The following is a 17,834-nucleotide window of genomic DNA, read 5'->3' as shown; positions in this document are numbered from 1 at the left end:
CAGCCGTCGGACCGCGACCTGGATCTCGCCGGCGAGAGGTGACGGCCGGTCGGCCGTGACCGCCCCGCCCCGCCCGGCGGGCGCGGCGGGGCGACGGACGGCGGGGCCAGCCATCGCACGGGCGGGCGGGGAGAGGTGCCTTCGGGCCGCGGAGCCGTGCCCGAACACGCGCTCCCGGCGGATTCGGGCTGCCGTACGAGCGCCCCCTCGGGAGCGGGAAGCACCCCGGTGAACTTCCCCAACTGGCCCTCAGCGGCGGGATCCTGCGGTCTAGCGTGGGTATCCGGTGATCAACACCGGGCCCCGGAACCCCTGGGGGCCCGGGCCCACGTATGAGGACGCCTGAGGACGCCGATGTCCGGACCACGCGCCGCCCGCCCCACCCCGTCGAGACATGCCGCCACCGGTCCTGAGCGGCAGATACGGCCCCAGATGGTGCGCGCCGCCCTGCTGCCCACCCTCGCCGCCGGTCTCAGCGGAACCGCCGCGGTGATCTTCACCCTGCAGCTCGGCGGCGGCTCCGGTCACCGGGACGCCCGGCTCTGGCCCGTCCTCTTCGGCTGCGCCCTGCTCGTCGCCGGTGCGCTCGCCGCCGCCCTGCTCGGCGCCCAGCGCAGCGCCAGGGCGGTCCGGGACCGCTGCGAGGCCCTGCGCCGCTCCAGCGTGCGCGGACGCCAGGAGCTGCGGACCGCCGCGGAGCGACTGGAACGAGGAGAGCAGCCGGCCCGCCCGGTCCGCGGCGGCCCGACCGCGCCGCCGCCCGGCACCGACCCCGGCCGGGTCGACGAGTTCTGGCTGCTCTCCCAGGAGCTGCGCGGCGCCCGCGAGCAGGCGCACGCCGCCCTCGTACGCCTGGCCGGACCCCCCGCGCCCTCCGACAGCGACCGGAAGGTCGAGGTCTTCGTCAACCTCGCCCGCCGCCTGCAGTCCCTGGTGCACCGCGAGATCTCGCTGCTCGACGGGCTGGAGGACACCGTCGAGGATCCCGACCTGCTGAAGGAGCTCTTCCACGTCGACCACCTGGCCACCCGGATCCGCCGGCACGCCGAGAACCTCGCCGTGCTCGGCGGCGCCGGCTCCCGCCGCCAGTGGACCCGCCCCATCGACCTGAGCGAGGTGCTGCGCTCCTCCGTCGCGGAGGTCGAGCAGTACACCCGGGTCAAGGTGGTGCCGCCGGCCGGGGGCACCGTCCGCGGCCACGCCGTCGCCGACGTGGTGCACCTGCTCGCCGAACTGGTCGAGAACGCCACGGTGTTCTCCGCCCCGGACACCGACGTGGTCGTGCGCGCCGAGCGGGTCACCGCGGGCATCGCGGTGGAGGTCGAGGACCGGGGGCTGGGCATGCCGGCCGCGGAGCAGCACAGGATGAACGCCCTCCTCGCCGACCCCGACCAGGTCAGCGTGCGGCACCTGCTGGCCGACGGGCGGATCGGCCTGTACGTGGTCTCGGCGCTGGCCCGGCGCCACGGGATCGCCGTCGAGCTGAAGTCCAACATCTACGGCGGGGTGCTCGCCGTGCTCGTCCTGCCCCAGGACCTGCTGGGCGCGGAGGCGCCCGGCGCCGCCGACGCGTCCGGCGGCTCCCGGGCCACCTCGTGGGGAACCGGGCAGGGGGCGGTGGGATCAGGAGCGGGGGCCGGGCCCGCGCCGGGGATGCCACCGCTGGAGCCCGCACGGGTGTCGGTGCCCCGCCCCGAGCCCGCGGCCCCGCGGCCCACCGCACCGGCCTGGGCGACGGCTGCCCCGGGGCCGCGGGCCGGCCGTACGGCGCCCACGGGACCGGGGGACGGCCCTCCGGCTCCGGCGCCGACCCCTGCCCCTGCCCCTGCCCCGGCTCCGGTGCAGCCGCCGCAGCCGCAGGCCCCGTACGCGGCCGGGGCTCGGTCAGCGGGAGCATCGGCGGCGCCCGGCTCGGGGCGGATGGCTCCCGTCCAGGTCCCGGAGCAGGACGCCGGCCCCGGCCCCGGCCCCGGCCCCGGTGCCGGTTCCGGTGTGGGCGCGGGCTTCGTCCCCGGCCTGGTCCCGGACCCGGTCTCCGGTGCCGGTTCCGGCGTCGATCCGGGTTCCGGTCCGGGCCTCGTGCCCGGCCCCGCCCCGGGCGGGGGTCCGGGCCCGGTCCTCGGACCGGATCCGCGGGTGGCCGCGCACCCGGCGGAGCCCTGGCCCGCCGCCGGGGCCCGTACCGGCGCCCCGGCCGCGGCACCGCCGGTGCCGGTGCCGGTGCCGGTGCCGTCGGCGGCGTCCGTGCCGGCCGCCCGGACCGACCCGGACCGGCCGCCCCTGCCCCGCCGGCGTGCCCAGGCCCATCTGGCCCCCGAACTGCGGGACGCCCCCGCCCCGCGACGGTCCCACACCCCCGACCAGCCCGTTCACGATCCGGGCCTGATGGCGGCCTTCCGGCGCGGCTTCGGCCTCGCCCACTCGGAGAACGACGCATGACCCCCGACCCCCACCCCGGCAAGGAGCGCACCACCATGGGCGGCGAAACGGCCACCGCGACGGGCCCGACAGCGGCAGCGGAACCCGCACGGGCGGCGACCACGACGGCCACCCGGCTCTCCGATCTCGACTGGTTGCTCAGCGGCCTCGTCCAGCGGGTCCCGTACGCCCGCAGCGCGGTGCTCCTGACCGCCGACGGCCTCGTCACCTGCCTCCACGGCCTCGACGCCGACAGCGCCGACCACCTGGCGGCACTGGCCTCCGGCCTCTACTCCCTCGGCCGCAGCGCCGGATCCCGCTTCGGTGACGGCGCGGAGGTCCGGCAGGTGGTCGTCGAGCTCGACACCGCGCTGGTCTTCGTCTCGGCCGCCGGCTCCGGCACCTGCCTGGCCGTCCTCGCCGACCGGGAGGCCGATGCGGGCGTCCTCGGCTACGAGATGGCCATGCTGGTCAAGAGCGTCCGCCCGTACCTGGCGGCCCCGCCGCGGCGGCCCGCCGCAGGCCGGGCCTGATGCGGGCCCGGGCCGCGCACGGCAGGGGGGCCCCGCGCGAGACGACGCCCTGGCTCGACGACTCGGCCGGGCGGGTGATGCGCCCGTACACGGCCAGCGGCGGACGGACCCGGCCGGCGGTGGCCCTCGACCTGCTGTCCCTGGTCACCGCGACCGGGGTGCGGCCGCGCACCGCCCTCGGCGCCGAGCACACCCTGGCCCTGCGCCTGTGCGCGGGAGCCGCCGCCGTCACCGTCGCCGAAGTGGCGGGGCAGCTGCGGCTCCCGGCCGGCGTGGTGAAGGTGCTGCTGTCCGACCTGATGGAATCCGGGGCCGTCACGGCGCAGGCCCCCCGGTTCCCGGGCGGCGGAACGTTCGCCGCAGCCGATGACCAGACCCTGCTCCGGGCGGTGCTCGATGGCCTACGTCGACGACTGTGACACCCGTACCGGCTGCGGCGCGTCCGCCGCGGCTCCGCCCACGACGCTGAAGATCCTGGTCGCGGGCGGCTTCGGGGCGGGCAAGACGACCTTCGTCGGCGCCGTCAGCGAGATCGAGCCGCTGTGCACGGAGGAGCTGATCAGCGGCATCGGCGAGGCCGCCGACCGGCTGGACGGCGTCGAGGCGAAGACGGCCACGACCGTCGCGCTCGACTTCGGCCGGATCACCCTGGACGAGCGCCACGTCCTCTACCTGTTCGGCACCCCCGGCCAGCAGCGCTTCTGGTTCCTGTGGGAGGAGCTGTGCACCGGGGCGCTGGGGGCGGTCGTGCTCGCCGACACGCGCGGCCTCGACGACTGCTTCCCGGCCGTGGACTTCTTCGAGCGGCGCGGCATCGGCTTCGTCGTCGCCGTCAACGAGTTCGACGACGGACACCGCTACACCGCGCAGGAGGTCCGCGAGGCGGTGGGCCTCGCGCCCGGCGTGCCCGTCGTGCGGTGCGACGCGCGGCTGCCGGGCTCCGGGACGGGGGTGCTCGCCCGCCTCGTCCACCATCTGCTGTCCCCGGCCGCACCACAGCGGCCGGTTCGGTATTCGGAATGGGGGGAACCGCCATGACGTACTACGAGTCGACCGGACACCTGCTGCTCACGCCGGTGGACCGGGAGGCACCCGCGCGCGCCGTCCGGCTGCGCGAACTGGGCCTGGGGCAGCGGCCGGACACCGAGCTGGACGCCTTCGCCCGGCGGATCGCCGAGGTGCTGCAGGCCCCGTACACGGGGGTCAACTTCGTCGGCGAGGAACGGCAGTTCTTCGCCGGCCTGCACCATGCGCCGGACGCGCCGCCCAGCGGCTACCCGGCGCGGGTGCTGCCACGGGACCACGGGTACTGCCCGCACGTGGTCGTGCGGCGGCGGGCGCTGGTACTGGAGGACGTACGGGACTTCGCGCGGTTCGCGGGGAACGCCGTGGTCGACGAGAGCGGGGTGCGGTCGTACGCGGGCGCTCCGCTGACCGACCGTCAAGGCATGGTCCTGGGCACGGTGTGCGCGGTCGACGTGGAGCCCCGCAGGTGGGGGACGGATGGCCTGGCGGCCGTGAAGTCCCTGGCGGCGGACCTCGCGGACCTGGTGGGGGCGCGGGAGGACGCGGCGCGGGCGGGCTGAACGGCCTCGGACGGGCGGTCGTCAGTGCCGGGCTGCCGGGCGCTACGGTCCCTGACGTGGCCCGTGGCCCGTGGCCGGTGGCCCCGTGGCCCGACCGGAGAGGAGCCCTGAAACGGGGGTGACCGCCGAGGACGTCCGTACGACCGCGCTGTCGCTCCCGGACGGCAGCGGGAAGCTCTCCTGGGGCATGCCCGCGTTCCGGGTGGGCGGCAGGGTGTTCGCCGCCCTGGGCGACGACGACACCACGATGGGCGTCAAGTGCCCCGAGGAGGACCGGGCGGAGCTGATCGCCGCCGAGCCGGAGAAGTTCTTCGTCCGGGCCGGCCACGACGACGACTACTCCTGGCTCCGGGTCCGCCCGGGGCGCTGGAGGACACGGCCGAGCTGCGGGCCGTCTTGGTCGACTCCTGGCGGCAGGCAGCACCCGAGCGGCTGGCCGAGGCCCATCCGGAGCTGGTGGGGGACTGACCCGGCGTGGGCGGCATCACCGCAGGAACGCGGTGATCCGTTCCCGTAGGGAGCGTGCGTCCAGGCCGTGGGCCGCGGTGTGCTGCTCGATCGTGCCGTAGCGGCGCAGCTCCGCCCGGCCGACCCCCAGTCCGAGGACCCGGTGCGGCACGTCCACGAGCGCCTGCGCGGCGGCCGTCGAGGAGGTGCCGGCCAGGTAGGGCTCGACGAGGACGACGTCGGCCGTGGCCCGCCCGACGGCCGCGCGCAGCGCCGCCTCGTCGAAGGGGCGCACGGTGGCGGCGTACAGCACCGTCACGTCGAGGCCCTCGGTCGCGGCGAGGACCTCGTCCAGCAGCGGGCCGACGGCGACCACCACCCCGGCGCCCCCCTCCCGTACGGTCTGCATGTGCAGGCCGTCCACCGGGCGCGGAGCCGTGTTCGACTGCAGCGAGAGCCGGACGTACACCTTGTCGTCGCCAGCGGCATAGGCGTGCCGCAGCAGGGCCTCGGCCTCGTCCGGGTGGCCCGGCACGTGGACCGTCCAGCCGTCCAGGGTGTCCATCAGCGCCACGTCACCCGGTGACATGTGCGTGAAACCGCCGGCCGGCCAGTCGTAGCTGGCGGCCGCACTGACCAGGACCCCGCCCGTGCCCTGGTGCCCGAAGTCCAGCTTCAGCTGCTCGAACGGCCGCTCGACGAGGAAGCTCGCGAAGGTGTGCATGACCGGCCGCAAGCCGGTGAGGGCCAGCCCGCCGCCCACCCCGACCAGCAGCTGCTCACGGATCCCGACGTTGATCACCCGGTCCGGGTGGCGCTCCAGGGCCGGCCGGAACCCGTCCATGCTGATCTCGGCCAGCACCAGGGCCAGTCGGGGGTCCTCGTCGAGCACCCGCGACGTGACCGCGATGAACCGCTCCCGCATGTTGTCCATGGTCTTCTCCCCTCAAGCCTTCTTCTCGACGCGTGCGACCACGGCGTGCGGCCGTCCCGGATGCGGTGCGGTGAACGCGGCGTACAGCGCCTCGTGGTCCCGGCCGTCCACGGTCACCGCGGACCAGCCGGCCGCCTCGAAGCGGGAGGCGATCCCGCCCCGCCAGCCGTGGGTCGCCGAGTCGTTGTCGATCACCACCGTGTGCAGCCGCTCCAGCCCTGCCGCACCCGCGTAGGCGAGCGCCTCGTGGTTGCTGCCCTCGTCGAGCTCGGCGTCGCCGACCAGCACCCACACCGCCGGATCGGCCAGCCCCCGGGCCCGCAGACCGAGCGCGCTGCCCACGGCCAGTGGCAGCCCGTGCCCGAGCGAGCCGCTGGCGATCTCGACGCCGGGGACCAGCACCCGGTCGGGGTGGTGGCCGAGCGGGGAGTCGTACGAGCCGAAGCCGCTCAGCCAGTCCACGGGGAAGAAGCCCTTGGCGGCGAGCACGGCGTAGTACGCCATCGGCCCGTGCCCCTTGGACAGCAGGAAGCGGTCCCGCGCGGGGTCCTCGGCGGTGCCCGGCTCGACCCGCAGCACCCGGTCGTAGAGCACCCACAGCACGTCCAGGGTCGACGTGGCGGCCGGCCCGTGCTTCTCTGCCCCGGTCATGAGCGCCATGAGACGCCCCAGGTCCTGGTGGCGGAACTCCGTGTCCGCGGTTCCTTGTGTCATGCATTGATCCTGCAACCTCAACCGCGGTCGAGGTCAACTGCCGCCCCCGCCGACCCCACGACCGAAACCTGCGCGCGACCAACCCGGGAAGTGCGGTATTGTTCTCGTGCGCGATGGGCCGGGGGAAACCCCAGGTCAGCGGGCATCGGGACGTGGCGCAGCTTGGTAGCGCACTTGACTGGGGGTCAAGGGGTCGCAGGTTCAAATCCTGTCGTCCCGACTCGAAAGAGTCGCAGATCAGGGGCTGTTTTGGATCATTCCAAAACAGCCCCTGGATCATTTTCGGGGACCACGTGGGGACCAGCCGGCCCGTCGCCTCCGAGCACCCCGGAACCTCCTCTGTGATCCTGCCAGGCAGTGTCCCGGCCGTCACGCTCGTGGGGTGCCTGCCGGCGCCGGGCCTTCTGGTGGGTGAGTCAGGGGTACTGCCGGATCGGTTCGGCGGTGGGGAGGGACACCACCATGGTCAGTCCGCCTCCGGGCGTGTCCTCGGGTGCGAGGGTGCCGCCCATCGCTTCGGTGAGCCCCCGGGCCAGGGCCAGGCCGAGGCCGAGGCCGGCGGAGTTGTCCCGGTCGCCGAGGCGTTGGAAGGGTTCGAAGACGCGCTCGCGGTCGGTGGCGTCGATCCCGGGGCCACGGTCGGCGACCCGGATCTCGACCCGCTCGGCGAGGGCGCTGGCGGTCACCAGGACCGGACGGTCTCCGGGGGAATGGCGCACCGCGTTGCCGACGAGATTGGCCAGCACCCTTTCGAGGAGGGGCGGGTCGACCAGCACCGCCGGTGCCGCTTCCAGGCTCTGTACGTCGACGCGGGGGCCGGCCACCGTATCCAGTTCCAACGATTCCAGCGCGGCCGGAAGTACCTCCTCCAGCGAGGCGGGGCGCAGTTCGAGGGTCAGCGCTCCGGCCTGCAGGCGGCTCAAATCGAGCAGGTTCTCCACCAGGCGGTGCAGCCTGAGCAGTGATTCCTCGGCGGAAGCCAGCAGTTCGGCCCGGTCCTCGTCGGAGAACTCGACGTCCGTGCTGCGCAGGGAGTTGACTGCGGCCAGCGCGCCCGCCAGCGGGGTGCGCAGGTCGTGGCTGACCGCCCGGAGCAGGGCCGTGCGCAGCTTGTCGGCTGCCTTGATGGGTTCCACTTCGGCGGCGGCCTCGGTCAGGCGGGCCTTCTCGACGGCGGCGCCGACGTGCGCGGCGAAGGCCGCCAGCACGCGCCGGTCGGAGGACGGCAGCGGACGCCCCCGCAGCACGAGCGCCGCCTCGGGTCCCGCCGCCACCACCAGGGCGGAGGTCGGTCCGCCATCGGCAGCGATGGGCTCCAGGGCCAGTTCGACGGACTCCATGCCGAAGGTTTCCTTCGTGCGTTCCAGCAGCGCCGGGATCGTCTGGTCGCCCCGCACGATGCTGCCCGCCAGGGAGGAGAGTGTCTCGGCCTCGGCCGTGGCCCGCGCCGCACGGCGGGACAGCCGTAGGGACCGGTCGACCACGGCCGCGACGATCGCGGCGACACCGGCGAAGACCACCAGGGCCAGCACACTGTCCGGGTCGCCCATGGTGAACCGGCCCATGGGCGGCATGAACCAGTAGTTGAGCAGCAGCGCGGCGGTCAGCGCTGCGACCAGGGCGGAGGTGACCCCGCCGATGCAGGCCACGCCGACCACGACGACCAGGAACAGCAGGGCTTCGCTGGTGAGGTTCAGGGTGCCGCGCATGCGGTCGAGGACCGCGCTGAGGAGTAAGGGGAGCAGCAGGGCGGCGACCGGTCCCGCGACGAGCCGGGAGGTGGGGAGGGTGCGCCTGCGGGAGGGGAGCAGCCGGCCGCGTCCCGCCCGCTCGTGCGTGACCATGTGGACGTCGATGTCCTCGGACAGCTCCACCACCGTCTCGCCGATGCCCCGGCCGGTGAGGAAACGGTCCACCCGGCCGCGCCGGCTCGTGCCGAGCACGAGCTGAGTGGCGTTCTCCGCCGTCGCGAAGTCGACGAGGGCGGTGGGCACTTCGTCGCCGACGATCGAGTGGTAGCTGCCGCCGAGGTCCTCGGTCAGGGCCCGCTGGGAAGCCAGCGCCGCGTGCGACACCCCGGCGGCCAGGCCGTCGCTGCGGGTGACGTGCACGGCGAGGAGTTCCCCGCCGGCGGAGCGGCCGGCGATGCGTGCCGCGCGGCGGATGAGCGTTTCGCCCTCCGGGCCGCCGGTGAGGGCGACCACGACCCGTTCCCGGGTCTCCCAGACGCCGTCTATGCCGTGTTCGGTGCGGTACTTCTGCAGGGCCTCGTCCACGCGCCCGGCCAGCCACAGCAGGGCCAGTTCCCGCAGGGCGATGAGGTTGCCCGGCCGGAACCAGTTGGCGAGGGAGGCGTCGATCCGTTCCGGTGGGTAGATGTTGCCGTGGGCCATCCGACGGCGTAGCCCCTCGGGGGGTATGTCGACGAGTTCGATCTCGTGGGCGCGGCGGACGAATTCGTCGGGGACGGTTTCCCGCTGCGGCACCCCGGTGATCTTGCCGACTACGTCGCTGAGCGAGTCCAGGTGCTGGATGTTGAGGGTGGTGACGACATCGATCCCGGCGGCGAGGATCTCCTCGACGTCCTGCCAGCGCTTCGGATGACGGCCCGCCCCGGGGACGTTGGTGTGGGCGAGCTCGTCGATCAGCACGACTTGCGGCCGCCTGGCCAGCAGCGCCTCCCGGTCCAGCTCGCAGTAGCGGCCGCCGGGGTACTCGTACCCGGCAGGCGGGAGGACCTCCAGCCCTCCGAGCCTGGCCTCGGTGTGCGGGCGGCCGTGACAGTCGACGAAGCCGGCCACCACGTCCGCGCCGCGGGCCGCCCGGCGGTGGGCCTCGTCGAGCATCCGGTAGGTCTTGCCCACTCCGGGCGCCGCGCCCAGGAAGACCTTGAGCCTGCCGGGCCGTATGCCCGGCCGTCCTGCGAATTCGGCTGCGGGGACCGTTCCCTCCACCACGGCCATGGTCAGAACTTCTCCGGGAAGAAGAGCGCCAGGACCAGATAGCCGACGAGGCTCACCGCGATGAGGATGCCTACGACAGTCTCCGTGCTCACCCGTATTCGACCTCTCCGTACGACCTCAACCTCACCAGCGAACACCAGCGATCAAGCCGGCGACACGTCCCCGGCCCGTTCTTGACACCACCTGAGCGGATCACTGATGCCGCGTTGACGGCCGGTGCACCGATGGGGTGAAGGCGGTGTGCCGGGAAGCCTGATCGGCGAAGTGCGGTCCGTTCGGTCCGCATCGACTCGGGTGGGGCCACATGCGCAGCGTGGGTACGGTCATGCTTCTCGTGGTGCTGGTCACAGTGGTGGCCACGGGCGTACGGCGCTGGCGAATTCCGGCTCCCTCACCGCTCGTTGTGGCCGGCCTCGCCGTCGCACTGGTACCCGGAGTGTCGGAGGTCCGGGTGAGTCCCGAGGTCATCGGCCTGGTCGTGCTCTCCCCCGCTGCTGTACGTCAGCGCCGAGGAGGTCCAGCGGCCGACACCGCTCGCCCGGTGGGGCAGCGGCCGGCGGAGGCCGGCCCTGCTTGTTGTGGTTGGGGTTCTTTCCTGCGGGTGGTCAGGCGGCGATCCTGGTTCCGCGGGCCGAGGGCCGTCCCGTCACGTGGTGGACGTATTCGCGGACCAGCCGGAATCCGGCGGTCCAGGCGAGGAGGCGGCTGGCGCGGTTGTCCCGGGAGCAGCACCAACTGGCAGTGCGGCCGCGCGCGGCGACATCGGCGGTGAGCCCGGTCACGCAGGCCAGCGCCAGGTGTTCACGGCGCCGGTCGGGGTGGGTGAGGACGGCGAGGTCCTCGTACGCGCTGCCCCGGAAGCGGGTGACGGCCACGGCGGCCATCCACCCGTCCCGGTCGAAGGCGGCCCAGCCGTAGCCTGCAGCGGCCAGGTGGGTAGGGCTGCCCCAGGTGGCGTGGATCCATGCGGCCTGAGGGTCGAGTGCGGCGAGGGCGGGTGCGTCGTCGGCGGTCAGCCTCCGTACGGTCACACCGCGCGGCACCTTGGGCATGTTCACCCGGTGCTGGTGGACGTAGACCATCCGCTCCCACGGGGTCACCCGGTCGAACGCGGAGTACAGGGCCGGCCCGAAGCGGGCGGGTGCCTCGACGTAGCTGCGGGCGAAGGCGGCGAGGGAGCCGGGTACCAGCGAGGCCGGGTCGCCGCGCAGCAGCACCTGGTCGGCGCAGGATACGGCCAGCACCCGTGGCTGGACGGCCCGGTCGGCCCACCAGCGGCCGGTGCCCGTGGCCAGGGAGTGTTCCACCAGGGCTGCCGGACCGGCGGCGCCCGCCGCGAACCACCGGTTCAGGGAGGGAAGTTGGTGTGACAGGATCTCGATCACGGTGATGCCCCCGGGATCGACGGGTGGGCGGCCCACCGCCTTGGGCCGCCCCACCCGCCGGGTCTGTGTGATGGATGTGTTCAGGCCGTGTGGCCGACGAGGACGTCGGCGAGCTTGGTGAGGCGCTTGACGGTGCGGTCATCAGTGGCGGCGGGGGCCGGCGCGACCCGCTCGGAGCGGTCGTAGTAGGCGCCGTTGACGATCTCGGTGGTCGGGTCGCAGAGCCGTACGACGTGCCGGGCACCCTCGGCGGGGGTCGCGCCCTCGTGTCCGTACAGGTGGAGCAGGCCCGTGTCGCACACGCCGGGGTGGACGGAGACAGCGGTGACGCGGGGGTCGGCGGCGAAAACGGTCAGTGCCAGCTGCGACTGCGCGTATGCGGCGAGCCGGGAGTAGCGGCGGGTGCGGTTGGGGTCGGCCCACTGGATGGAGCCGGTCCGGTGCAGGGCGGAGGAGACGTTGACGACGCGGCCGCCCGGTTCGGAGGTGAGGGCCGGCTCCAGTAGATGGGTGAGCAGGTAGTGGGCCAGGAAGTTCACCTGGAAGGCGATCTCGTTGCCGTCGGAGGTGACGGTGTGCCGCTCGGGTGCGGCCATGCCCGCGTTGTTGACCAGTACGTCCAGGCGCGGGTAGTGACCCGCCACGAACCTTCCGAGCCGCTCCACCTCCTCCAGGCGGCTGAAGTCGGCTGACACCGGCACCAGTTGCGAGGTGGAGGACTCGGCGGCAGTCGAGGCGAGATCGGCTGCGGCGGCTTGGGCCTCTTCGGCGTTCCTGCCGTGGAGAAGGACGGTGGCGCCGCGTTCGGCGAGGTGCCGTGCAGTCTCGTAGCCGATGCCGGAAGTGGCTCCGGTCACCAGGACGGTGCGGCCGGACAGGGTGGCAGACGACATGGTCCGTTTCCTGGGTACGGGCACGTGCGACCAGCGCAGGTGCGGGCGATGGGTGTGGAGCTGAGGGAACGAGTCCCGGGCACGCCCCTGATGGTGCGGGGCGTGCCCGGGTGGGGCACGGCCGGGTGAGGTGACGGGCAGTCAGCGGCCGTGGGCAGGGAGGGCGCGGGGAAGCAAGCCCTACCGCACCGGTGGATGAGCAGCGCGGCCGGCCGGTGGCACCGGCGTGACACCGGCACGGCTCCGCCATGACGGTGGCTGGTCGTCATGACGCAGACCGCTGTTCACGTCAGCCATACAACTGCGTTGCCGGACCGGACTCAAGGGGCCTCACCCGTCTTTGACGACACCCGTATGCGGTCATGACGGTCGGGTCGGCAGCCGGGCGACCGGGCTCGGAGTGCCTCCGCCTGCGGGCGTCCCGTACTGCGTCCGTCCTGCTGGGCGGATAGGGTGAAAGTGGTGTGCCGGGAAGCCTGGTCGGCGAAGAGCGGCTCACTGTCGGGCCGCGTGGGACGAGGGAGCGGCCATGGGGGATCGACCGATGCGAAGAAGCGTTGCCGGGTGGAGCGTCGGAGTGTGGTCGGTGGCGGTCCTGACCACCGTGACCGGCCTGCCGTGGGCCGTGCGGAACAGGCTGCCGGACCGGCTGGCGACCCACTGGGACGGCAGCGCGGGTGCTCCCGACGACTCGATGCCCTTCTGGGCCGCGGCGCTGCTGCCGGGCCTGATGTGGGCCGTGCTCGTGCTGGTCGTCCTGCTGGTGTGCCGGCGCGCCGGAGTGGGCGCGAGCGTGCGGTTCAGGGCGGGGACCGCCGCTGCTCTGCTGTCCGGCGGTGTCTTCCTCGCCGGTGTGCAGGCGTGCGTGGTCCTGTCCAACCTGGACCACGCGGACTGGCGTGAGGCCGATTCGCCTGTGGTGTGGGCCGTGGTGTCGGGGCTGTCAGCGGTACTGGCCGGACTGGGTGGCTGGCTGGGCGTGGTCCGCACCCGGGCCCGCACCTGATGGAGGGTGCATGCAGGAACGTGTGCGGGGCGGCCCTGGTAGGAGGGCCGCCCCGCGGCGGGAACTGGTGGAGGCTAGCGCTGGCCGGCCTTGCGGCCGTGGTTGGCGGCCTTCTTGCGACGGGCTCGCTTCTTGCGGGCGCGCTTGGACATCGTGGTGAATCCCTTCAAGAAGTGTGGCCGACGAGGAGGTCGGCGAGCTTGGTGAGGCGCTTGACGGTGCGGTCCTCGGTCGCGGCGGCGGCCGGAGCCATGTGTTCGGAGCGGTCGTAGTAGGCGCCGTTGACGATCTCGGTTGCCGGGTCGCAGAGCCGTACGACGTGCTGCGCGCCTTCGGCGGCGGGTGCTCCCTGGTACCCGTACAGGTGCAGTAGGCCGGTCTCGCAGGTCCCGGGATTGACGGAGACGGCGGTCACCCGCGGGTCCGCGGCGAAGATCGTGAGCGCCAGCTGGGACTGGGCGTAGGCGGCCAGCCGGGCGTACCGGCGGGTGCGGTTGGGGTCGTTCCACTGGATCGCGGCGGTGCGGTGGAGGGAGGAGGAGACGTTGACGACGCGCCCGCCCGGGTCGCTGGTCAGGGCTTCCTCGAGGAGGTTCGTGAGCAGGTAGTGGGCGAGGAAGTTGACCTGGAAGGCGATCTCGTTGCCGTCGGCCGTGACGGTGTGGCGCTCGGGCGCGGCGATGGCGGCGTTGTTCACGAGCACGTCCAGCCGCGGGTGTTCCCGGACCACCGTACGTGCGAGGGACTCGACCTCCCCCAGGTGGACGAAGTCGGCGGCGAGGGGGCGCAGGCGGGAGGCGTCGGTGCCGGACGCCGCGATCAGCCGGTCCGCGGCGGCCCGGGCCTCCTCGGCAGTACGGCCGTGCAGGAGCACGGTGGCGCCGCGTTCGGCGAGCAGTCGGGCGGTCTCATGGCCGATGCCGGAGGTGGCTCCGGTGACGAGGACGGTGCGTCCGAGCAGGGACGGAGGCATGGCGGATTCTCGCTTTCCTGGAAACGGGCGTGGCCGACGTACCGGATCCCACCGTTGCGGGTGAGGCGGGACGTCGGCTCAGTCGTGCGGTGAAGGGGAGACGCGTACGGAGCTCCGGCGGCGGCATTTCGGGAAGCGCAAGGCCGAGGGCGGGTACGCGGAGAAGACGCGCGCGTCGGTGTCAGACGGTTGCGGGGACAGCGTGCGCTGCCGGCGGCACCTGACTCGGTGGCCGGTCGTCGTAGCGCGGACCGCTGTTCATGACCTCATCCCAGCGCATCCGATGTGCGGCGGCAAGCCTCCTGGCAGGTCCTTGATGACCTTCTGATGGCGCGAAAGCTGCGCAGCGCAACAGCAGTTCGGACACCCATCAGGAGTCCGTCAAGGATGGGTGCCGCCGCGGAAGGAACACGTCAAGACGGTCATGTACCTGCGCTGATATAGGTGAGACTGCTGTGGCGACGGTGACGGAATGACGGTTCCGTGGCACGTATCCAGCGGCGAGTGACCTGAACACCGCCGGCGGCACGCACGATCCGGCCGGGGGGTCCGGACTCGGAGCGAGCACGCGCCGGATGCCCGTCGCACAACACATGAGCCGTCCGGCGACCGGTGTGGGGATACCGGGCCGGACGGCTCACGTGTGTTGTCGGCCGTCCTGTTCGCCGGCTCTTCAGGTAACCGCTGAGGTCGGGAGCTCCGCCGCCACCGCAGGGCCGTCTCCGGCTATGGGCAGGGTGAGGACCATGGTGAGGCCGCCGCCGGGGGTGTCCTCGGCGGTGAGGGTGCCGCCGACGGCTTCGGTGAAGCCTCGGGCGACGGCGAGGCCGAGTCCGACGCCGGCGCCGCGCGGGGCGTCGCCGTGGCGCTGGAAGGGTTCGAAGATCCGCTCCTTGGCCTCGTCCGGGACACCCGGGCCGCCGTCCACCACGCGCAGTTCCACCCGGTTGGCCAGTGCACTGGCGGAGACGAGGACCGGCCGGCCGGCGGGGCTGTACTTGACGGCGTTCTCGACGATGTTGGCGACGGCGCGTTCGAGCAGGCCCCGGTCGACGGCGACCATGGGGAGCGTTTCGGGGATGTCGAGCTCCACACTGTCCTCGGGTACGCCGCCCAGCGCCATCGGGACCACTTCGTCGAGGTCGGTCTCACGGATCAGCGGTACGACGGTGCCGGTGTTGAGCCGGGACATGTCGAGCAGGTTGCCGATGAGGGCGGAGAGGCGGTCCGCACCGTCCTCGATGCCTTCCAGGAGATCAGCCTTGTCCTCCTCGGACCATTCGACGTCGTCGGAGCGCAGCGAGGTGACGGAGGCCTTGATGCCGGCCAGCGGCGTGCGCAGGTCGTGGCTGACGGCGGCCAGCAGGGCGGTGCGGATGCGGTTGCCCTCCGCCAGTCGGCGGGCTTCCTCGGCCTCGTCGACCAGCCGCTGCCGGTCCAGTACGACGGCGGCCTGGGCGGCGAAGGCCCCGAGGACGCGCCGGTCCTCGGCGGGTAGCACGCGGCCGGACAGGGCCAGGGACATGTTCTCCCCGATCGGCATGTCCACGTCGGCGTCATCCGGGCGGCCGACGGGCTGGTCGCCCACAGCGGCCGCCGTGGTCCAGGAGTCGACCTCACTCGAGCGTTCCAGGAGGGCGACGGAGTCCATCGCGAAGGTCTCGCGGAGCCGTTCCAGCAGAGCCTCGAGGGAGTCCTCGCCCCTCAGCACACTCCCGGCGAGGACGGAGAGGATCTCGGACTCGGCGCGCAGCCGTGCGGCCTGGTGGGTGCGGCGGGCGGCCAGGTCCACCACGGAGGCCACCGACACCGCCACACCGACGAAGATCGAGATGGCGACGATGTTGCGGGGGTCGGAGATGGTCAGCTGGTGGAGGGGCGGGGTGAAGAAGTAGTTCAGGACGAGCGAGCCGACGGCCACGGAGGCGAGTGCCGGGAGCAGCCCGCCCAGCAGCGCGGCCGCCACGGTGAGGGTGAGGAACAGCAGCATGTCGTTGGCGAGCCCGAGATCGGGAACGACCTGGCTGAGCAGCAGGGTGAGCAGGGCCGGGCCGGCGACGGCCGTCAGCCAGCCCCAGATGATCCGGGAGCGTCCCAGCCGGGCGCCACGGGGGATCGGCAGGCCGCGGCCCTTGGCGGCCTCGTCGTGGGTGACGATGTGTACGTCCAGGTCGGGGCCGGACTCGCGGGCGACGGTGGCGCTCACACCCGGGCCGAACACGTACTGCCAGGAGCGGCGCCGGCTCACGCCGAGCACGATCTGCGTGGCGTTGACCCCGCGGGCGAACTCCAGGAGGGAGTCGGAGACCTTGTCCCCGATGACGTGGTGGAAGGTGCCGCCGAGGTCCTCCACCAGGGTGCGCTGGACGGCCAGCTCCTTGGGCGAGGCCGAGCTGAGGCCGTCGCTGGCGGCGATGTAGACCGCCAGGACCTCCCCGCCGGCGCCCTTCTCGGCCAGGCGTGCGGCGCGACGGATGAGCGTGCGGCCTTCGGGGCCGCCGGTGAGTCCGACGACGATGCGTTCGCGGGCCTGCCAGGTGGTGCGGATGTTGTGCTCGCCGCGGTACTCGCGCAGGTATTCGTCGACCCGGTCGGCGGTCCACAGCAGGGCCAGCTCGCGCAGGGCGGTGAGGTTGCCGGGGCGGAAGTAGTTGGAGAGCGCGGCGTCGACCTTGTCGGGCTTGTAGACGTTGCCGTGGGCCATGCGGCGGCGCAGGGCCTGCGGGGACATGTCGACCAGTTCGATCTGGTCGGCCCGGCGGACGACTTCGTCCGGGACGGTCTCCCGCTGCCGGACCCCGGTTATCGTCTCGACGACGTCGCCCAGCGACTCCAGGTGCTGGATGTTGACCGTCGAGACCACGTCGATCCCGGCCTGGAGCAGCTCCTCCACGTCCTGCCACCGCTTGGCGTTGCGGGACCCGGGCACGTTCGTGTGCGCGAGCTCGTCGACGAGTGCCACGGCCGGACGCCGCGCGAGGATCGCGTCGACGTCCATCTCGGTGAAGGTGCTGCCCCGGTACTCGATCTCGCGCCGCTCGATCATCTCCAGGCCGTGCAGCATCACCTCGGTGCGCGGCCGGTTGTGGTGCTCGACGAAGCCGACGACGCAGTCGGTGCCCCGCTCGATCCGACGGTGTGCCTCGGAGAGCATCGAATACGTCTTGCCGACGCCCGGTGCCGCGCCGAGGTAAATACGGAGCTTTCCGCGTCCCATGATGCCGACTTCTCGTGTGTGCTGACAGGTCTGTGCGCGTGGTCCCGGAACCGTTCCGGCCGCGGGCCGGTCACGGTTCGAAGCGGTAACCCATGCCCGGTTCCGTGATCAGGTACCGGGGGTGGGACGGGTCCGCCTCCAGTTTGCGCCGGAGCTGGGCCATGTAGACGCGCAGGTAATTGGTGTTCTCGCTGTACGTGGGCCCCCAGACCTCCAGCAGCAGCTGCTGCTGGGAGACAAGGTGCCCGGGGTGGGTGACGAGGATTTCCAAGAGGTGCCATTCGGTCGGGGTCAGCCGTACGGTGCGGTCGCCGCGCCGCACCTTCTTCGCCAGCAGGTCGATGCTGAACCCGTCGGTCGTGATGACGGTGACGTCGTCGGCCCGCCGGTCCGGCTCCGCCTGTCTGCGGGTGGCCGCCCGCAGCCGGGCCAGGAGCTCGTCCATGCTGAAGGGCTTGGTGACGTAGTCGTCCGCGCCCGCGTCCAGCGCCCGGATCTTGTCCTCCGACGTGTGCCGGGCGGACAGGACCAGGATCGGGACCTTGCTGGAGCTGCGCACTCCCTTGATGACCTCGATGCCGTCCATGTCGGGCAGCCCGAGGTCGAGGACGATGACATCGGGTTTGCGGGCGGCGGCGAGCCGCAGGGCCGAGCCGCCGTCGGACGCCGCCTCGACGTCGAACTTCCGCGCCTGGAGATTGATCTTGAGTGCGCGGACGAGCTGAGGATCGTCCTCCACCACGAGCACCCGGGTCATCGGTGTGC

At 72.9% G+C, this 17,834-nt stretch carries 16 protein-coding genes, 1 tRNA gene and 1 pseudogene; 8 read left to right on the top strand and 10 right to left on the bottom strand.

Annotated elements, in window-relative coordinates:
- Positions 1-354 precede the first annotated feature (354 nt).
- From ACFV7Q_RS17260 to ACFV7Q_RS17235, 6 genes and pseudogenes are all read left to right on the top strand, one after another.
- Positions 355-2,439, top strand: a complete 2,085-nt coding sequence (locus tag ACFV7Q_RS17260; RefSeq protein ID WP_385429171.1) for a sensor histidine kinase — start codon at positions 355-357, stop codon at positions 2,437-2,439.
- Entirely contained in the window at positions 2,436-2,951 is a 516-nt protein-coding gene (locus ACFV7Q_RS17255; protein ID WP_385429170.1) for a roadblock/LC7 domain-containing protein, read from the top strand. The genes ACFV7Q_RS17260 and ACFV7Q_RS17255 overlap by 4 nt, the downstream gene beginning before the upstream one ends.
- Positions 2,951-3,370: a DUF742 domain-containing protein gene (locus ACFV7Q_RS17250; RefSeq protein WP_385429168.1), complete on the top strand. Its 420-nt coding sequence runs from the start codon at positions 2,951-2,953 to the stop codon at positions 3,368-3,370. Before ACFV7Q_RS17255 ends, ACFV7Q_RS17250 begins: the two co-directional genes overlap by 1 nt.
- The gene (locus ACFV7Q_RS17245) at positions 3,348-3,989 is read left to right on the top strand and encodes an ATP/GTP-binding protein (protein WP_385429167.1); all 642 of its coding nucleotides are present in this window, start codon (positions 3,348-3,350) and stop codon (positions 3,987-3,989) included. The genes ACFV7Q_RS17250 and ACFV7Q_RS17245 overlap by 23 nt, the downstream gene beginning before the upstream one ends.
- Positions 3,986-4,537, top strand: a complete 552-nt coding sequence (locus ACFV7Q_RS17240; protein ID WP_385429165.1) for a GAF domain-containing protein — start codon at positions 3,986-3,988, stop codon at positions 4,535-4,537. Before ACFV7Q_RS17245 ends, ACFV7Q_RS17240 begins: the two co-directional genes overlap by 4 nt.
- Positions 4,538-4,622: 85 nt before the next feature.
- Positions 4,623-5,005, top strand: a pseudogene (locus tag ACFV7Q_RS17235) (MmcQ/YjbR family DNA-binding protein).
- Positions 5,006-5,021: 16 nt separating this feature from the next.
- On the opposite strand, the gene ACFV7Q_RS17230 reads toward ACFV7Q_RS17235, so the two are convergent.
- Both ACFV7Q_RS17230 and ACFV7Q_RS17225 read right to left on the bottom strand, forming a co-directional pair.
- Entirely contained in the window at positions 5,022-5,918 is an 897-nt protein-coding gene (locus ACFV7Q_RS17230) for a transketolase family protein (protein ID WP_385429163.1), read from the bottom strand.
- Positions 5,919-5,930: 12 nt separating this feature from the next.
- Positions 5,931-6,632, bottom strand: coding sequence for a transketolase (locus ACFV7Q_RS17225; protein WP_385429162.1), 702 nt, complete (start codon positions 6,630-6,632; stop codon positions 5,931-5,933).
- Positions 6,633-6,778: 146 nt separating this feature from the next.
- Between ACFV7Q_RS17225 and ACFV7Q_RS17220 the strand changes: the two genes are divergently transcribed.
- A tRNA-Pro gene (locus ACFV7Q_RS17220) sits at positions 6,779-6,852 on the top strand.
- 196 nt (positions 6,853-7,048) lie between these two features.
- Here ACFV7Q_RS17220 and ACFV7Q_RS17215 read toward each other — a convergent pair.
- The 4 genes from ACFV7Q_RS17215 to ACFV7Q_RS17200 all read right to left on the bottom strand — a co-directional run bounded on the left by ACFV7Q_RS17215 (position 7,049) and on the right by ACFV7Q_RS17200 (position 11,873).
- Positions 7,049-9,595 (bottom strand): ATP-binding protein, encoded by a 2,547-nt coding sequence (locus ACFV7Q_RS17215; RefSeq protein WP_385429160.1) that lies wholly within the window; start codon positions 9,593-9,595, stop codon positions 7,049-7,051.
- A 2-nt stretch (positions 9,596-9,597) separates the two neighbouring features.
- Entirely contained in the window at positions 9,598-9,687 is a 90-nt protein-coding gene (kdpF, locus tag ACFV7Q_RS17210; protein WP_385429159.1) for a K(+)-transporting ATPase subunit F, read from the bottom strand.
- 513 nt (positions 9,688-10,200) lie between these two features.
- On the bottom strand, positions 10,201-10,980 hold the full coding sequence (locus ACFV7Q_RS17205; protein ID WP_385429157.1) for a GNAT family N-acetyltransferase: 780 nt from the start codon (positions 10,978-10,980) through the stop codon (positions 10,201-10,203).
- Between the two features lie 80 nt (positions 10,981-11,060).
- Entirely contained in the window at positions 11,061-11,873 is an 813-nt protein-coding gene (locus tag ACFV7Q_RS17200) for an SDR family NAD(P)-dependent oxidoreductase (RefSeq protein WP_385429155.1), read from the bottom strand.
- A gap of 544 nt (positions 11,874-12,417) precedes the next feature.
- Here ACFV7Q_RS17200 and ACFV7Q_RS17195 point away from each other — a divergent pair.
- Positions 12,418-12,879: a DUF1648 domain-containing protein gene (locus ACFV7Q_RS17195; protein WP_385429153.1), complete on the top strand. Its 462-nt coding sequence runs from the start codon at positions 12,418-12,420 to the stop codon at positions 12,877-12,879.
- A gap of 74 nt (positions 12,880-12,953) precedes the next feature.
- Here ACFV7Q_RS17195 and ACFV7Q_RS17190 read toward each other — a convergent pair whose 3' ends face one another.
- The 4 genes from ACFV7Q_RS17190 to ACFV7Q_RS17175 form a co-directional block, all read right to left on the bottom strand.
- A complete protein-coding gene (locus ACFV7Q_RS17190) occupies positions 12,954-13,031 on the bottom strand; it encodes a 50S ribosomal protein bL37 (protein ID WP_385429173.1) in 78 nt (25 codons plus the stop codon).
- A gap of 14 nt (positions 13,032-13,045) precedes the next feature.
- Entirely contained in the window at positions 13,046-13,852 is an 807-nt protein-coding gene (locus tag ACFV7Q_RS17185; RefSeq protein ID WP_385429151.1) for an SDR family NAD(P)-dependent oxidoreductase, read from the bottom strand.
- Positions 13,853-14,525: 673 nt separating this feature from the next.
- Positions 14,526-17,069 (bottom strand): ATP-binding protein, encoded by a 2,544-nt coding sequence (locus ACFV7Q_RS17180; protein ID WP_385429149.1) that lies wholly within the window; start codon positions 17,067-17,069, stop codon positions 14,526-14,528.
- A 70-nt stretch (positions 17,070-17,139) separates the two neighbouring features.
- On the bottom strand, positions 17,140-17,826 hold the full coding sequence (locus ACFV7Q_RS17175) for a response regulator (RefSeq protein WP_385429147.1): 687 nt from the start codon (positions 17,824-17,826) through the stop codon (positions 17,140-17,142).
- Positions 17,827-17,834: the final 8 nt, after the last annotated feature.

Source organism: Streptomyces sp. NPDC059851, from assembly GCF_042732005.1.
Classification (GTDB): Bacteria; Actinomycetota; Actinomycetes; order Streptomycetales; family Streptomycetaceae; genus Streptomyces.
This window is presented reverse-complemented; position numbering and strand designations above follow the sequence as displayed.

What these genes read in the sequence shown, in the direction of transcription:
- ACFV7Q_RS17180 (WP_385429149.1), bottom strand. Translation starts at nt 17,069, where the DNA reads ATGGGACGCGGAAAGCTCCGTATTTACCTCGGCGCGGCACCGGGCGTC.
- ACFV7Q_RS17230 (WP_385429163.1), bottom strand. Translation starts at nt 5,918, where the DNA reads ATGGACAACATGCGGGAGCGGTTCATCGCGGTCACGTCGCGGGTGCTC.
- ACFV7Q_RS17185 (WP_385429151.1), bottom strand. Translation starts at nt 13,852, where the DNA reads ATGCCTCCGTCCCTGCTCGGACGCACCGTCCTCGTCACCGGAGCCACC.
- ACFV7Q_RS17245 (WP_385429167.1), top strand. Translation starts at nt 3,348, where the DNA reads ATGGCCTACGTCGACGACTGTGACACCCGTACCGGCTGCGGCGCGTCC.
- ACFV7Q_RS17260 (WP_385429171.1), top strand. Translation starts at nt 355, where the DNA reads ATGTCCGGACCACGCGCCGCCCGCCCCACCCCGTCGAGACATGCCGCC.
- ACFV7Q_RS17255 (WP_385429170.1), top strand. Translation starts at nt 2,436, where the DNA reads ATGACCCCCGACCCCCACCCCGGCAAGGAGCGCACCACCATGGGCGGC.
- ACFV7Q_RS17215 (WP_385429160.1), bottom strand. Translation starts at nt 9,595, where the DNA reads ATGGCCGTGGTGGAGGGAACGGTCCCCGCAGCCGAATTCGCAGGACGG.
- ACFV7Q_RS17175 (WP_385429147.1), bottom strand. Translation starts at nt 17,826, where the DNA reads ATGACCCGGGTGCTCGTGGTGGAGGACGATCCTCAGCTCGTCCGCGCA.
- ACFV7Q_RS17200 (WP_385429155.1), bottom strand. Translation starts at nt 11,873, where the DNA reads ATGTCGTCTGCCACCCTGTCCGGCCGCACCGTCCTGGTGACCGGAGCC.
- ACFV7Q_RS17225 (WP_385429162.1), bottom strand. Translation starts at nt 6,632, where the DNA reads ATGACACAAGGAACCGCGGACACGGAGTTCCGCCACCAGGACCTGGGG.
- ACFV7Q_RS17195 (WP_385429153.1), top strand. Translation starts at nt 12,418, where the DNA reads ATGCGAAGAAGCGTTGCCGGGTGGAGCGTCGGAGTGTGGTCGGTGGCG.
- ACFV7Q_RS17240 (WP_385429165.1), top strand. Translation starts at nt 3,986, where the DNA reads ATGACGTACTACGAGTCGACCGGACACCTGCTGCTCACGCCGGTGGAC.
- ACFV7Q_RS17190 (WP_385429173.1), bottom strand. Translation starts at nt 13,031, where the DNA reads ATGTCCAAGCGCGCCCGCAAGAAGCGAGCCCGTCGCAAGAAGGCCGCC.
- ACFV7Q_RS17250 (WP_385429168.1), top strand. Translation starts at nt 2,951, where the DNA reads ATGCGGGCCCGGGCCGCGCACGGCAGGGGGGCCCCGCGCGAGACGACG.